At 72.5% G+C, this 13,836-nt stretch carries 14 protein-coding genes and 1 riboswitch; of the genes, 3 read left to right on the top strand and 11 right to left on the bottom strand.

The window, feature by feature from the left end:
• Positions 1-311 precede the first annotated feature (311 nt).
• From HA073_RS27835 to HA073_RS27800, 8 genes are all read right to left on the bottom strand, one after another.
• Positions 312-1,547, bottom strand: a complete 1,236-nt coding sequence (locus HA073_RS27835) for a ricin-type beta-trefoil lectin domain protein (protein WP_166457648.1) — start codon at positions 1,545-1,547, stop codon at positions 312-314.
• Positions 1,548-1,661: 114 nt separating this feature from the next.
• Positions 1,662-2,942 (bottom strand): MFS transporter, encoded by a 1,281-nt coding sequence (locus tag HA073_RS27830; RefSeq protein ID WP_166457647.1) that lies wholly within the window; start codon positions 2,940-2,942, stop codon positions 1,662-1,664.
• Positions 2,939-3,514, bottom strand: coding sequence for a helix-turn-helix domain-containing protein (locus HA073_RS27825; RefSeq protein ID WP_043323777.1), 576 nt, complete (start codon positions 3,512-3,514; stop codon positions 2,939-2,941). Before HA073_RS27825 ends, HA073_RS27830 begins: the two co-directional genes overlap by 4 nt.
• Before the next feature lie 61 nt (positions 3,515-3,575).
• Positions 3,576-4,013: a VOC family protein gene (locus HA073_RS27820; protein WP_069088613.1), complete on the bottom strand. Its 438-nt coding sequence runs from the start codon at positions 4,011-4,013 to the stop codon at positions 3,576-3,578.
• Positions 4,014-4,122: 109 nt separating this feature from the next.
• Entirely contained in the window at positions 4,123-4,614 is a 492-nt protein-coding gene (gene smpB, locus HA073_RS27815) for an SsrA-binding protein SmpB (RefSeq protein ID WP_166457646.1), read from the bottom strand.
• Entirely contained in the window at positions 4,587-5,261 is a 675-nt protein-coding gene (locus tag HA073_RS27810; RefSeq protein WP_166457645.1) for a lysoplasmalogenase, read from the bottom strand. Before HA073_RS27810 ends, smpB begins: the two co-directional genes overlap by 28 nt.
• Complete coding sequence (locus tag HA073_RS27805) at positions 5,258-6,085, bottom strand: sterol desaturase family protein (protein WP_166457644.1); 828 nt, start codon at positions 6,083-6,085, stop codon at positions 5,258-5,260. The genes HA073_RS27810 and HA073_RS27805 overlap by 4 nt, the downstream gene beginning before the upstream one ends.
• Entirely contained in the window at positions 6,082-6,810 is a 729-nt protein-coding gene (locus tag HA073_RS27800; RefSeq protein ID WP_043330104.1) for a FadR/GntR family transcriptional regulator, read from the bottom strand. The genes HA073_RS27805 and HA073_RS27800 overlap by 4 nt, the downstream gene beginning before the upstream one ends.
• A 137-nt stretch (positions 6,811-6,947) precedes the next feature.
• Between HA073_RS27800 and htpG the strand changes: the two genes are divergently transcribed.
• Positions 6,948-8,840, top strand: a complete 1,893-nt coding sequence (gene htpG / locus HA073_RS27795) for a molecular chaperone HtpG (protein WP_113972780.1) — start codon at positions 6,948-6,950, stop codon at positions 8,838-8,840.
• 561 nt (positions 8,841-9,401) lie between these two features.
• Here the strand turns inward: htpG and HA073_RS27790 are convergent.
• From HA073_RS27790 to HA073_RS27780, 3 genes are read right to left on the bottom strand one after another with little or no spacing between them, the layout of a single operon-like run.
• On the bottom strand, positions 9,402-10,100 hold the full coding sequence (locus tag HA073_RS27790) for an SDR family oxidoreductase (protein WP_064445843.1): 699 nt from the start codon (positions 10,098-10,100) through the stop codon (positions 9,402-9,404).
• A 33-nt stretch (positions 10,101-10,133) separates the two neighbouring features.
• Positions 10,134-10,610 (bottom strand): helix-turn-helix domain-containing protein, encoded by a 477-nt coding sequence (locus tag HA073_RS27785; RefSeq protein WP_043323791.1) that lies wholly within the window; start codon positions 10,608-10,610, stop codon positions 10,134-10,136.
• A 46-nt stretch (positions 10,611-10,656) separates the two neighbouring features.
• Positions 10,657-12,219, bottom strand: a complete 1,563-nt coding sequence (locus HA073_RS27780; RefSeq protein ID WP_113972779.1) for an LLM class flavin-dependent oxidoreductase — start codon at positions 12,217-12,219, stop codon at positions 10,657-10,659.
• A 172-nt stretch (positions 12,220-12,391) separates the two neighbouring features.
• A riboswitch (cyclic di-AMP (ydaO/yuaA leader) is annotated at positions 12,392-12,537 on the top strand.
• On the opposite strand from HA073_RS27780, the gene HA073_RS27775 reads away from it, so the two are divergent.
• Together HA073_RS27775 and HA073_RS27770 are read left to right on the top strand one after the other, a co-directional pair.
• Positions 12,536-13,180 carry a transglycosylase family protein gene (locus tag HA073_RS27775; protein WP_166457643.1) on the top strand — a complete coding sequence of 215 codons (645 nt, stop codon included), beginning with the start codon at positions 12,536-12,538 and terminating at the stop codon, positions 13,178-13,180. (Overlaps the previous riboswitch by 2 nt.)
• 183 nt (positions 13,181-13,363) lie before the next feature.
• Positions 13,364-13,813, top strand: coding sequence for a YbaB/EbfC family nucleoid-associated protein (locus HA073_RS27770; protein WP_043323797.1), 450 nt, complete (start codon positions 13,364-13,366; stop codon positions 13,811-13,813).
• The last annotated feature ends 23 nt before the right edge of the window (positions 13,814-13,836 follow it).

Raw genomic sequence — 13,836 nt, 5'->3', positions numbered from 1 at the left:
TCCCTATGGGGGCCCTTTCGTACCAAGATCTACTGCAGTCCCGGGATGTGGTCCGCGAATCCTGGAAACCGGACACGCGTGGCTGGTTCGGGTGGCCGGGCAGGCCGCCGGGCAGGGGGCGGGTGGGCCGGCCGCACCCCATGCCCGCGATCTTGCACTTCGTGCCCGGGCGAACGGGACATTCGGGGCGCGACTCGGGCCGAAAGTGCAAGATCGCGGGTGCGGGTGCGGGTGCGGGTGCGGGTGCGGGTGCGGGTGCGGGTGACGCCGGGGCGGGCGGGTGCGCCGCCCGCCCCGGGCCGGGACGCCGGTCAGCGGCGCCACTTCTGGTTGGCGGCGCCGGTGCAGTCCCAGATCTGCAGCCGGGTGCCGTCGGCCGAGCTGGGACCGGTGGCGTCCAGGCACTTGTTGGCCTGGGGGTTCACGATGTCGCCGGCCGCGCTGAACACCCACTTCTGCGCGGCGGTGCCGTTGCAGTCGTAGAGCTGCACCTTGGCGCCGCTCGCCGTGGACCCGGCGGCCACGTCGAGGCACTTGCCGAGCGCGCGTACCGAGCCGTCGGTGTTCCAGTTCCAGCGCTGGGCGGCGGTGCCGTTGCACGTCCAGAGCTGCACCGGGGTGCCGTTCGCGGTGCCGGCGCTGGCCACGTCGACGCACTTGTTGCCGTACCCGGTGATCTGGCCGCCGGTGCCCCCGCCGCCGTTGTCCCAGGCCTGGACCCGGACGTAGTCGATGGTCATGGTCTGCGGGAACGTGGTGCTGCCGTCCGGCGAGCCGGGCCAGTTGCCGCCGACCGCCACGTTCATGATCATGAAGAACGGGTGGTCGAAGACCCACCGGTTGCCGCCGATGTCGGCGGGCGTCTTGCGGGAGTACGCCACGCCGTCGAGGTACCAGGTGATCGAGTCCGGCGCCCAGTCCACGGCGAACGTGTGGAAGGCGTCGGCGAGCGCCTGACCGCCGGGCAGCGAGGTGGACGCGCCGACGCCGCTGCCGCCGGAGTAGCCGGGGCCGTGCAGCGTGCCCCAGACGGTCGACGGCGCGTAGCCGACGTTCTCCATGATGTCGATCTCGCCGCTGCCGGGCCACGGGTTCGTGCCGATGTCGTTGCCGAGCATCCAGAACGCCGGCCACAGCCCCTGTCCACGCGGGACCTTGATGCGCGCCTCGAATCGCCCGTACGCCTGGGCGAACGTGCCGTTGGTGAGCAGCCGGGCCGAGGTGTACTGGCAGCTTCCGTACCAGCAGTTGTAGCCGCCGGGGTTCTCCCGGCGGGCGGTGATGACCAGGTTGCCGTTGCCGTCGAGCGCGGCGTTGCGGGTGCTGTTGGTGTAGTACTGCAACTCGTTGTTGCCCCAGCCGCCGCCACCGAGGTCGTAGCGCCACTTGCTCGCGTCGGGCGCGGCGCCGGCGGGGCCGTTGAAGTCGTCGGACCAGGTGACCGCGCCCGGGGCGGCGATCGCGGGGGAGTGGGGGACGACGGTGAGGGCGGCGGTGAGGCCGACCGCTGTCACCGCCAGGGCGGCGAGGGTACGGATGGTGCGCACGGGGCGCCTCCTGCGGGGCTGGTGGCTGTTCCCGTCACGGCGGCCGGCCCCGCCCAACGGTAAACAAACCATACAAATAGACTTCGATGAAGGTATGAACGAAGTCGGTCGATGTCAAGAGAGCGTTTCCCGCCTGCGCTCCGAGACGGGCTCGGGCTCGCGCTGCCGCACCACTGTGGGCCGGCGCATGTCCCGCCACGGGCCGCCCAGCAACGGCGTCAGCACCACCAGCAGGTAGCAGGCGCCCATCACGACCAGCGTGGACGTCGGGCCGAACCGGTCCGCGGCGAATCCCGCGCCTACCGCGCCGGCCGGCATGGCCGCCCACGCGCCCGCGCCGATCACGCCATACACCCGGGCCCGCATGGCCGGCGGCACCCGCTCCAACTGGACCGCGCCCATCAGCGGGTTGAGCGCGCCGGCGGCCAGCCCGGCCATCGCCACCACGGCGGCCACCACCGGCAGCGGCGGTGCGGCGGCGAGCGCCCACAGCGGTGGGGCGCCGCACAGCGCGTACGCGGTGACGAACGTGGCCCGGCGGGGCAGGCGGTGCCCGATCGCGCTGAACACCAGCGAGCCGACCAGCGCCCCACCACCCATGACGCCCACCAGCAGGCCGAACGCGGCCGGCCCGCCGAGTTCCCGTTCGGCGACCACCGGCAGCAGCACCTGGCTCTTGGCCGCGTCGAACAGGTTCGTCACCAGCACCAGCAGGACCATGGCGCGCAGCAGCGGCTCGCGGACCAGGAAGCGCAGCCCGGCGGCGAACTGCCGCCAGTAGCCGCCGGTCTCCGGCTCGCTCCCGTCGTCGGACGGCCGCAGGCCACGCGGCACCAGCAGTGTCACCACGAGCGCCGACACGGCGAACGTCACCGCGTCCAGCGCCAGCACCGGCACAGCCCCGAACACGCCGACCAGCAGGCCGGCCAGGGGTGCGCCGATCATCCGGGCGCCGCGCGAGGTCGCGTCCTCCCACCCGGCCGCCCGCTCGATCGGCACCCCGGCCGCCGCCGCGGCCTCCGGCAGCAGCGCGGTGCGCGCGGTCTGCCCCGGCGTGTCGAGCAGTCCGCTGACGAAGACCAGGGCCAGCAGCGCCGGGAACGGCAGGCCGACGGTGGAGTGCAACAGGGGTACGGCGGCGATCGTCACGCCGGAGACCACGTCGGCGAGCACGCTGGAGCGCCGGTAGCCGATCCGGTCGACGAGCACGCCGCCGAACGCGCCGCCGAGCACCACCGGCGCGGTGGCGAACGCGCCGGCCAGCCCGGTGGCGCCCGGCGAGCCGGTCTCGGCCAGCACGTAGAGCGGCAGCGCGATGAGCGTGAGCACGTTGCCGGTCAGCGAGACGGCGTGCCCGATCAGCAGTCCGGCCAGCGGCCGGCGGTCGCGGGTCACCGCGGCCCCCGGTACGCCTGCCAGATGAGCGTGACCATCTCCGCGCCGGGCCGGCCGGCGGCGCCGCGTTCCCGCCAGCGCCGGCCCAGCTCGGACAGTTCGTCCCGCAGCTCCACCAGCTCGTCGGGGGTCAGGTGCAGCACCGTGTCGCTGCTCGTGGTGCCGCGGACCCAGGCCGGGTCGAGGTCGGCCTCCGATTCCAGGTACGCCTGGTAGCGGGCCACGTAGCGCTGCATGGCGGCCTGGCGCAGCAGGTTGCCGGCGAGCCGGCGCTCGGGGTCGTCGAGCAGTTCGAGGGGATCCCAGTCGGTGGTGGCGTGCGCGGCCCGCCACCACCGTTCGCGCCGGTCCCGGGCGAGTTCGGGGGCCTCGGTCACGAAGCCGTGCTCGGCCAGCTTGCCGACGTGGTAGCTGACCGACCCGACCGCCTCCCCGGTCCGCTCGCTCAGCATGCCGACGGTCTGCGGGCCGCGCAGGCGAAGCTCGCCGAGCAGCCGCAGCCGGGTGGGGTGGGCCAGCGCCCGCATGGCGCGCGGGTCGCTGAGGCGCCGGTTGCCGGTTCCGTCGGTCATGCCGTCAGGCTAGACCGACAAGAAGTAATGTACAAGGAGTCTTGTCGAATCTCCTCGGGTCTCAGTCGAGGCAGAACTCGTTGCCCTCCGGATCGGTCATCAGCACGTGCCCCGCCTCCAGCGGGGGAGCGGGCTCGAAGCGCCCGACGCGCGTCGCGCCGAGCGGAACGAGCAGGTCGGCCGCCGCCTCCAGCGCCGCCATCCGGGCCTCGCCGGTCAGGCCGGGCGCGGCCCGGACGTCCAGATGCACCCGGTTCTTGACCCGCTTGGACTCCGGCACCCGCTGGAAGAACAGTCGCGGACCGGCCCCCTCCGGGTCGACCACTGCCGAGGCGTCGTTGTGCCGCTCCGGCGGAACGCCCATCGCGGTCAGCGCCTGCTCCCACGAGTCGAAGCCCTCCGGCGGGCCCTGGACCCGGTAGCCGAGGACCTCGGCCCAGAACGCCGCCAGCTTCGCCGGGTCGGCGCAGTCGATGGTGATTTGCACGTCGCGGGCCATCTCGGCTCACCTTCCGTCGGTCCCGCCGGCGAACCGGCGGCACGTGTGATCGGTCGCCGTCCAGCCTGCCGGAGCCAGCGGACAGCGACTGTCCTCAACACGGGACGGATCAGGTTCGGCGGCCGGTGGTGCGGCCCTTGAGCCGGCGACCCATCTCCCGGGCGATCTCCTTCTTCGCGTCCCGCTCGGCCAGCGCCTGACGCTTGTCGTACGACCGGCGGCCCCGGGCCAGGCCCAGCTCCACCTTGGCCCAGCCGTCGGCGAAGTACATCGACAGCGGCACCAACGTGACGCCGCCGTCGCGCAGCTTCTCCAGGATGCGGGCGATCTCCACCCGGTGCAGCAGCAGCTTGCGGGTGCGCCGGGGCGCGTGGTTGGTCCAGGTGCCGAAGCCGTACTCGGCGATGTGCAGGCCGTACAGCATGATCTCGCCGTCGCGCTCCTGGGCGAACGCGTCGACAAGCGACACCCGCCCCTCCCGCAGAGACTTGACCTCGGTGCCGGCCAGCACGATACCCGCCTCGTACGTCTTGAGGATGTCGTAGTCGTGCCGCGCCTTCTTGTTCGAGGCGATCAGCTTGCGCCCGTTCTCCCTGGCCACGCGAGCAGGGTACCCGCGGGCGGCGACTCCGGGCCGGTCGCCGGGCGGGTCGCGGCCACCCAGCCGGTGGTGATCAGCAGCAGCGCCGCGCAGTAGGTGGTCATCACCAGCAGGCCCCGCCCGGGCAGCTCGATCCCGGCCGCGCCCACGCCGATGAGCAGGTCGGAGACGAGGAAGAACGCGCCGCCGGCGGCGACAGGCGCGGACACCCCGGCCGCGGCGGCGGCCATCAGGCACAGCGCCAGGCTGTAGCCGAGCACCGGCAGCCGCAGCGGCCCGAGCATGCCCCACAGCAGCGCGTTCGCCCCGGCCCAGGCGAGCAGGTAGCCGGCCCACGCCACGACCGGCGCGCGCCGGTGCCGGACGAAGGCGGTGATGAACGCGATCTGGGTGACCAGGAAGAAGCCCATGCCGGCCAGGAACGCGGTGTCACCCTCCAGGAGCAGGGCGACGTCGCCCGCGGTGGCGGCGACCAGGCCGACCGCCACCGCGTCCACCCGGCGGCGGCGCGCCCAGAGGTACGCCAGCAGCACCGGCGCGAGCAGCGGCTTGGCCAGCCACTGGAGCACCGTCGAGTCGAGCGCGACCCCGACCAGTTCGACGGCGGCGACCAGCCCGAACAGGAGCAGCAACCAGGAGCGCCTCATCGGACCGGCTGCCAGCCCGGGCGGCCGAACAGGTAGCCGAGTCGGTGCCGCCAGCAGTCGGCCCGGCGTACGTCGGACCAGATCGCGGCGAACTCGTGGGTGGCCACCCGCAGCGGGTTGTAGGTGCCGATGTTCTTGGTGAGGCCGTAGCGCGCGGAGGCCCGCTCGGGCTCGAACGTGCCGAACAGCCGGTCCCAGATGATCAGGATGCCGCCGTAGTTGCGGTCCAGGTACTCGGTGTTGGAGCCGTGGTGCACCCGGTGGTGCGACGGCGTGTTGAAGATCCACTCGATCGGCCGGGGCAGCACCCTGATCCGTTCGGTGTGCAGGAAGAACTGGTAGAGCAGGCTGACCGACTGCTGCAGGAAGATCATCCACGGCGGGATGCCGAGCAGGGCCAGCGCGAGCCAGAACGGCAGCGAGGTCATCGGCGTCCAGCTCTGCCGCAACGCGGTCGAGAAGTTGTAGTAGACGCTGGAGTGGTGGACCACGTGGCTGGCCCAGAGCACGCGCACCTCGTGGTGCGAGCGGTGGAACCAGTAGTAGGCCAGGTCGTCGGCGAAGAACAGGATCACCCAGGTCCACCAGTCGCCGGGGGACAACTGCACCGGCGCCACGGTCCACAGCGCCGCGAACAGGCCGACGGTGAGCAGCTTCCACGGGAAGCCGATGATCTGGCTGCCCAGCCCCATGGACAGGCTGGTGGTGGTGTCGCGCAGCTCGTAGCCGCGCTCGTCGTCGTCGGGCAGGAAGCGGTAGGAGACCGCCTCGATCACGATCAGGAGCAGGAACGCCGGGACGGCGTACAGCACGGCGGGGATCATGCGCGCGCTTCCCTTCCGGGGGTGGTGGTGGGGGTGGGGGTGACCGGCGCGGTCAGCAGCTCCCGGGCGTGCCGGGCGGCCGCCGCGCCCTGACCGGAGGCGATCGAGGTGGCGAGACGGCGGTGCCCGGCGACGTCGAGCAGTTCGGCCGCGCGGGCGTCCGGGGGGACGTCACCGACCGCGAACGTGCCGGCCACCAGGCTGTTGAAGGCGAGCTGGTAGGCGGTGTTGCCGCTGCCGCGTACGACCAGCCGCCAGATGGCGATGTTCGCCTCGTTCATCAGGTCCAGGTCGGGGGCCAGGTCGCCGTACTCCTCGGCGGCCCGGACCACGGCGGCGACGACGGCCGCGTCGCCGCGCTCGGCGCACAGCCGGGCCGCGTCGATACCGACGCACGCCCGCATCTCCAGCATGTCGCGCACCAGCGTCTCGACCGGGAGTACGTCACCGGAGCGTGCCAGTGACAGCGCCAGGTCCAGCCCGGCGTGCACCCGCCAGTCCAGCACCCGGGTCGCGCCGCCCTGGCTGACCCGGACCAGGCCGAGCTGCTGCAGGCGGCGCAGCGCCTCCCGGACCGCGTGCCGGTTGACCGCGAACGCGCCGGCCAGCTCGCGCTCGCCGGGCAGCGTCTCGTCCGGCGCGTACCGGCCGGAGACGATCGCGTCGCGCAGCCGGCCGAAGACGTGGTCGGAGACCGAGACGCGGGGCGCGGGATCGAAGGTCATGCGCAGCAGTGTGGCCCCGTGCACATCAACCCGTCAACTGGTTGTACCAGTCGATTTCCGGGGCGGCCGGTGCGTGCCGCAGCGGTCACCCCTCGTATCCTTTCCGCCGTAGGAGCCGCCAGAGGGAAGGAGCCGGTGTGAGCGACGGGGTCGAGACGTTGGAGTTCCAGGCCGAGGCCCGTCAGCTGTTGCAGCTGATGGTGCACTCGATCTACTCGAACAAGGACGTCTTCCTGCGCGAACTGATCTCGAACGCGTCCGACGCGCTGGACAAGCTGCGGCTGGAGTCGCTCGTCGACAAGGACCTGCCGGCCGACACCTCCGACCTGCACATCGAGATCGAGGCCGACAAGGACGCCCGTACGCTCACCGTGCGGGACAACGGCATCGGCATGACCCGTGACGAGGTGGTCCGCCTGATCGGCACCATCGCCAAGTCCGGCACCGCCGAACTGCTGCGCAAGCTGCGCGAGTCCTCCGACGCCGCCGCGTCCCAGGAGCTGATCGGCCAGTTCGGCGTCGGTTTCTACGCCACGTTCATGGTCGCCGACAAGGTGACGCTGCTGACCCGCCGCGCCGGACAGTCCGGCGGCACCCGCTGGGAGTCCACCGGCGAGGGCACGTACTCGATCGAGGAGGTCGAGGACGCACCCCAGGGCACCTCGGTCACGCTGCACCTCAAGCCCGTCGACACCGAGGACAACCTGCACGACTACACCGCCGAGTGGACGATCCGGGAGATCGTCAAGCGCTACTCCGACTTCATCTCGTGGCCGATCCGGATGACGGTCGACAAGCCCGGCGAGGACGGTGCCACCACCCGCGAGGAGCAGACGCTCAACTCGATGAAGGCGCTCTGGGCGCGCTCGCGGGACGAGGTCGACGAGGCCGAGTACAAGGAGTTCTACCGGCACGTCGCGCACGACTGGGCCGACCCCCTCGAAACCATCCACATGCGCGGCGAGGGCACCTTCGAGTACGAGGCGCTGCTGTTCCTGCCGTCGCACGCCCCGCTGGACCTGTTCTCCCCGCAGGGCCGCCGCGGCGTGCAGCTCTACGTCAAGCGCGTGTTCATCATGGACGACTGCGACGCGCTGATGCCCAACTACCTGCGCTTCGTCAAGGGCGTGGTGGACGCGCACGACCTGTCGCTGAACATCTCCCGGGAGATCCTCCAGCAGGACCGGCAGATCCGCGCGGTACGCCGCCGGCTGGTCAAGAAGGTCCTCGCCACGCTCAAGGACATGTCCGCCGAGTCGTACCGCACCTTCTGGACCGAGTTCGGCGCGGTGGTCAAGGAGGGTCTGCTGGAGGACGCGGACAACACCGAGACACTGCTGGAACTGGTCCGCGCCGCCAGCACCCACGACCCGGCCGAGCCCACCACGCTGCGGGCGTACGTGGAGCGGATGAAGGACGGGCAGAGCGAGATCTACTACGCCACCGGCGAGAACCGGGCCACCATCGAGAACTCGCCGCACCTGGAGGCGTTCCGCGCCAAGGGCTACGAGGTGCTGATCCTCACCGACCCGGTGGACGAGGTGTGGGTCGAGCGCGTCGGCGCGTACGACGGCAAGACGCTGCGCTCGGTCGCCAAGGGCCAGGTGGACCTGGAGACCGAGGAGGAGAAGGAGAAGGCCGAGGCCGAACGGCAGGAGTACGCCGACCTGCTCACGTTCCTCGGCGGCGCGCTCGCCGACAGCGTCAAGGAGGTTCGCCTGTCCACCCGGCTGACCACCTCGCCGGCCTGCGTGGTGGGCGACGCGCACGACATGACGCCGACGCTGGAGAAGATGTACCGGGCGATGGGCCAGGAAGTGCCCCAGGTCAAGCGGATCCTGGAGCTGAACCCGGCCCACCCGCTGGTCACCGGGCTGCGCAAGGCGCACGGTGAGGGCGGCGACACGGCCGCGCTGACCGAGACCGCCGAGCTGCTGTACGGCATGGCGTTGCTGGCCGAGGGCGGCGAGCTGGCCGACCCGGCCCGGTTCACCCGCATCCTGGCCGACCGCCTGGCCCGCGGCCTGTAGCCCGACCCGACCCGGCCCGCTTGATCGACTCCACTACGCCGAGGTGGCGGTATCTGGGTGCCCCCGATGCCTCCACCTCGGCGAGCTGGTGTCGATCAAGCGCCGGGAAGTCGATCCGGGTGGTTGTCGGGTCAGTCCTTCGCCGGGCTCGTGCGGGCGGCTGGCTGCCGCTTGATCGACTCCAGCTCGCCGAAGTGGTGGTATCAGGCGGGCTCTGACCCCGCCACTTCGCCGAGCTGGTGTTGATCACCTGGGGCGTCCCGGAATGAGGAAGATCGATCCCAGCTGGAGGGACGCTCGGGGCTCTAGATGAGTGAGGGCTCTGGCGGAGATGGTCTTGCGGGCCCGCGTCGGCGGGGCGGCCCTAATGCGCAGGTGTCGAGCGGGTGGATCTGACGGAGCGCCGCTTGGCGAGCGTCGGCTGATGTCGGGCTCTTGTCGAAGGCTGTTGATCGGCTGTGTCCGGGCGGTTGTCGTGGCTTGTGCTTGATCGACACCATTGCGCCGAAGTGGCGGCATCGGACGGGTTCTGACCCCGCCACCTCGGCGAGACGGGTCTGTTCAGGGGAGCGCGGGGTAGAGCGCGGCCACCCCACCGGACAGCCCCGCCTGGACCCGGCGGGCGACGTCGTCGGCCAGGATCTCGTAGCTGCCGGACTCGATGCCGTCGGCAGCGAGCCGGGCGACGTCGGCCGGGTGGGCCTTCGGGCCGGGCACGGCGGCGGCCATCTCGGTGTCCATGTAGCCCACGTGCAGCCCGGCGACCCGGACGCCCCGGCCGGCTAGTTCCAGGCGCAGCGCGTTCGTCATCGACCACTCGGCGGCCTTGGCCGCGCCGTACGCGCCGACGCCGGGGATCGTGAACCAGGACAGCGCCGACAGCACGTTCAGGATCGTGCCGCCGCCGTTCGCCGCGATCCGGGGCGCGAACGCGCGTACCACCGACAGCGTGCCGAGGTAGTGCGTCTCCAGCTCCAGCCGGATCTGCGCGAGGTCACCGTCGAGCAGGTCGGCGCCGGTGCTCACGCCGGCGTTGTTCACGAGCAGCGTCACGTCACCGGCCCGCTCCGCGGCGGCGGCCACCGAGGCGGGGTCGGTGATGTCGAGGCGTACCGGGGTGACGCCGGGCAGGTCGACGGTGTCCGGGTTGCGGGCGCCGGCCCAGACGGTGGCGCCGCGCGCGACGAGTTCGGCGGCCAGGTGCCGGCCGAAGCCGCGGTTGGCGCCGGTGACCAGGGCGGTGCTTCCAGCGATCTTCATGTCTCGCTCCGAGGGGTGGGAAAGGAAGGTGGGTCAGGCGGACAGCAGGCCCGGCCCGGGCAGGACGGCCAGCTCGCCGGGCGGTACGTCGTGTCCGGCGTCGCAGCGCAGCCGGGCGTGCACGGCCGCGCCGCACTCGTCGTGGGTCAGCCGGACGGCCGGGCCGGCCTCGTCGGCGGCGTACGTGTCGCCCCACTGCCGCAGCGCGACCAGCACCGGGATCAGGTCGCTGCCCTTGGCGGTGAGCACGTACTCGTCGCGGGTGCGCTGCCCGGGCTCGCGGTAGGGGCGCCGGTCGAGCAGCCCGTCGGCGACGAGCTGCTTGAGGCGTGCGGCGGCGACGGGCTCGCTGACGCCGACCCGCCGCGCGAAGTCGTCGAAGCGGCGGGTGCCGAACGACGCCTCGCGCAGCAGGAGCAGCGTGGTGCGGTTGCCGACCACCTCCAGCGCCCGGGCGATCGAGCAGTTGGCGGTGGACCAGGAGTCACGCTGCGCAAGGAGGTCCGTCATGGCTTCGACGGTACCCCCTGACTTAGGAAATCAAAAGTCAGCTACCTCACAGCTGGCCGGGGAAGAAGCCGTGCCGGGCCAGCGGCTCGACGATCTGGTGCTCCTCGTACGACAGGTGCGACAGCAGCGTGTCGGTGAGCAGGTCCACCGCCTCCTGGAGCTGCGTGAAGTCGCCGGGCCGGTGGACCAGTTCCACGAGCGCCCGGTCGACGCCCTCCACCACCCCGTGGATCACCACGTGTTCCTCCTCGAGGCGGTCGAGCACGGCCGCCAGCCCGGCCTCGGAGCGGCGCAGGTGCGGGAAGATCGAGGCGTCCTCCAGCCCGTGGTGCTGGGTGACCATGGTGCAGTAGGCCGCGCAGTACGCCCCGAGCGTCCAGTTGTTCTGCCGCATGGTCATCTCGTTGAGCGCCGCCCGCGCCCGGCCCGGCGAGACGGCGCCCCGCTTGACCTGTTCCAGCAGGTCGCGCACCTGGGCCAGCTCCTGGCGCAGGTGGTCGTGCACGTCCACCAGGTGCTGCCCGGCGGCCTGCCCCCGGGGTGGGTAGACCTGGCCGGCCGGAGGCGGCGGGGCGGTCGGCCGGGTCGACTCGTCCCAGGGGCGGCGCGCGCTCAGACGTACCCCCGGGTCCGGGGTGGGGGTGACCGCCAGCGTGGCCGCGCCGCCGGTGGCGGCCGTGTCGTCGGCGACCGCGCGGGCCCCGCTGCCGGGTGCGGTGCGCTCGGCGGCGACGAGTTCGCGGACCGCCGGCGCGACCTCCTGGGCGAAGATCTGGATCGCGCGCGGCTCGTCGCTGCCGAGGATGAACGTGGTGATGCCGTGCTCCAGCGTGAGCCCGGCCAGCTCCTCCACCCACTGCTCCGGCGGCCCGGCCAGGAAGCCGGCCGACGAGCGCGCGAACGTGCCGGTCACGTTGAGCATGCGGCGGATCTCGGCCGGGTCGCGCCCGGCGGCCTGCGCGCCCTCGTCCACGAGCGCGTTCAGGGCGGGCAGCTCGTCGGGGCCCTTGGGCAGGTAGGACAGGGAGGGCAGCCAGCCGTCCGCGGCGCGGCCGACCAGGCGCAGCATGCGCGGCTTGTACGCGCCGACCCAGATGCCCACCCGATGCGCGGGCGCCGGACCGCGCTTGGCGCCGACCACCCGGTAGTGCTCGCCGTCGACGCGGATCATGCCGCGGCGGTCGGTGTCCCAGACCTCGCGGATCACCCGGATCGCCTCGTCCAGGGCCTCGACCGCCGCGCCGGGGGACAGGCGCCGCCCGCCCGTCGCCTCGATCGCGTCCCAGAACGCACCCGCGCCGAGTCCCATCTCGACCCGGCCGCCGGTGAGCAGGTCCAGGCTGGCCACGCTGCGGGCCAGCACCACCGGCTGGCGCAGCGGCAGGTTGAGCACGTTGCCGGCCAGGCGGATGCGCTCGGTGACGGCGGCCACGTAGGACATCAGCGTCCAGGTGTCCAGGAACCCCGGCTGGTACGGGTGGTCCTGGAACGTGACCAGGTCCAGCCCGACCTGTTCGCAGAGCGTGGCCAGCGCCACCACCTGGTCGGGCTGCCCGGCGGCGGGCGTGATGAAGCCGCCGAAGGTGAGCTCGTGTCCGTGATCGGTCATCCGTCCCGCCCCTCCCGTGATCTTGCTCGGCCCTGCCACGGTAGCTCCACAGGTGGTAGCCCGGCCGGGTGAACACCATCACAAGAAGTGGACGATCGTCGCAAACCGTCCTTAGCGTCGGTTTCGTTCGCATTCGCGGGCACCGCGGGCCGGAAACGCCAAATCCCGCCGCCGGCCCCGGTAACCGAACCTCGTGCGGGAGCGGGGGAACCACACGTTCCACGGTGCATCGTCACCTCGGGGTGAAGCCGCCACCGGCGGCCGGGCTCCTCGGCCCGAACCCGACAGCTCACCTCGTCGGCGTGGAGGAATCCACATGGCAACTGCATACTCGGCCCGAAGCCGCCGTACCGCTCTCGGAGCGGTCCTGGCCGGCGCCGCCGTCGGCGCCGCGAGCCTGTTCGGCCCGGCCACACCGGCCAGCGCGGGCGTCAACTGGGACGCGGTCGCGCGCTGCGAGTCCGGCGGCAACTGGAAGATCAACACCGGCAACGGCTACTACGGCGGGCTCCAGTTCTCCCGCGCCACCTGGAACGGCTACGGCGGCCAGAAGTACGCCGCCCGCGCCGACCTGGCCAGCCGGTCCGAGCAGATCGCCGTCGCGGAGAAGGTGTTGCGCGGCCAGGGCATCGGCGCGTGGCCGGTCTGCGGCAAGAAGGGCGGCTCGGCGAACGCCGCGGCGACCCGGTCCGAGCGGGCGGCCCCGAAGAAGGCCACCTCGAAGAAGTCCGCCCCGAAGCGGGCCGCCACGCGCAAGGCCGCGCCGGAGCGGGCCGCGACGACGTCAGCGCCGCAGCCGTCGGCCGGGACGTACGTGGTCCGGCGCCGGGACACGCTGTCGGAGATCGCCGTGGCGCAGCGCGTCGACGGTGGCTGGCGCGCCCTGCACGAGCGCAACCGGGCAGTGGTCGGCGACGACCCCGGCCTGATCTTCCCCGGTCAGCGGCTGCGTCTGCGCTGATCTGGTCCGGACGCCCGGCCGGTTCGACCCGGCCGGGCGTCCGGCCGCCCGCGACACGCCGCGCCGCCGGTGTCCGGCCTGCTCGCGGCGCCGGACGCCACCCGTGACGGCCGCTGACCGCGATTCGTCGGAGCCGGTTGCTAGGGTCACGATGATCGGCTCAGACGTGAAGAAAGCGCGGAAATGACCAACGATCCGTTCTCGGCGGCCGCGAGCATCGACGAACTGCTGACCCGCACGCAGCAGGCGCTCACCGCGATGCGCTCCCGGGCCTCGGAGCACGCCGACGGCGAGCCGGGCGACCTGCTGCGCGCCGAGGGCACCGCAGCCGACGGCCGGGTCCGCGCGGTCGCCGTTCAGGGTGGCCGGCTGGATTCCGTGACGATCGACCCGGACTTGGCCGGCGAGCCCCTCGACGTCCTCTGCGGACATGTCACCGCCGCCGCCAACGCCGCGCTGTCCGAGCTGGACGCCCGGGTCAGCGCGTCGGCGCGGGCCGACGCCGACGCGCTCGCCGCCCGGCTCGGCAGCATGGGTGACCAGGCCGAGCTGTTCGGTCGCGCGATGCACGAGGCGGCCGCGCGGATCCACCGCGACCGCGGCACGGCGTCCCAGGCCGGGCGTCCGGCCTGACCCGACCGCACACGGCCCGGCAC

Source organism: Micromonospora sp. CMU55-4, assembly GCF_011602315.1.
GTDB lineage: Bacteria > Actinomycetota > Actinomycetes > Mycobacteriales > Micromonosporaceae > Micromonospora > Micromonospora chalcea.
This window is presented reverse-complemented; position numbering and strand designations above follow the sequence as displayed.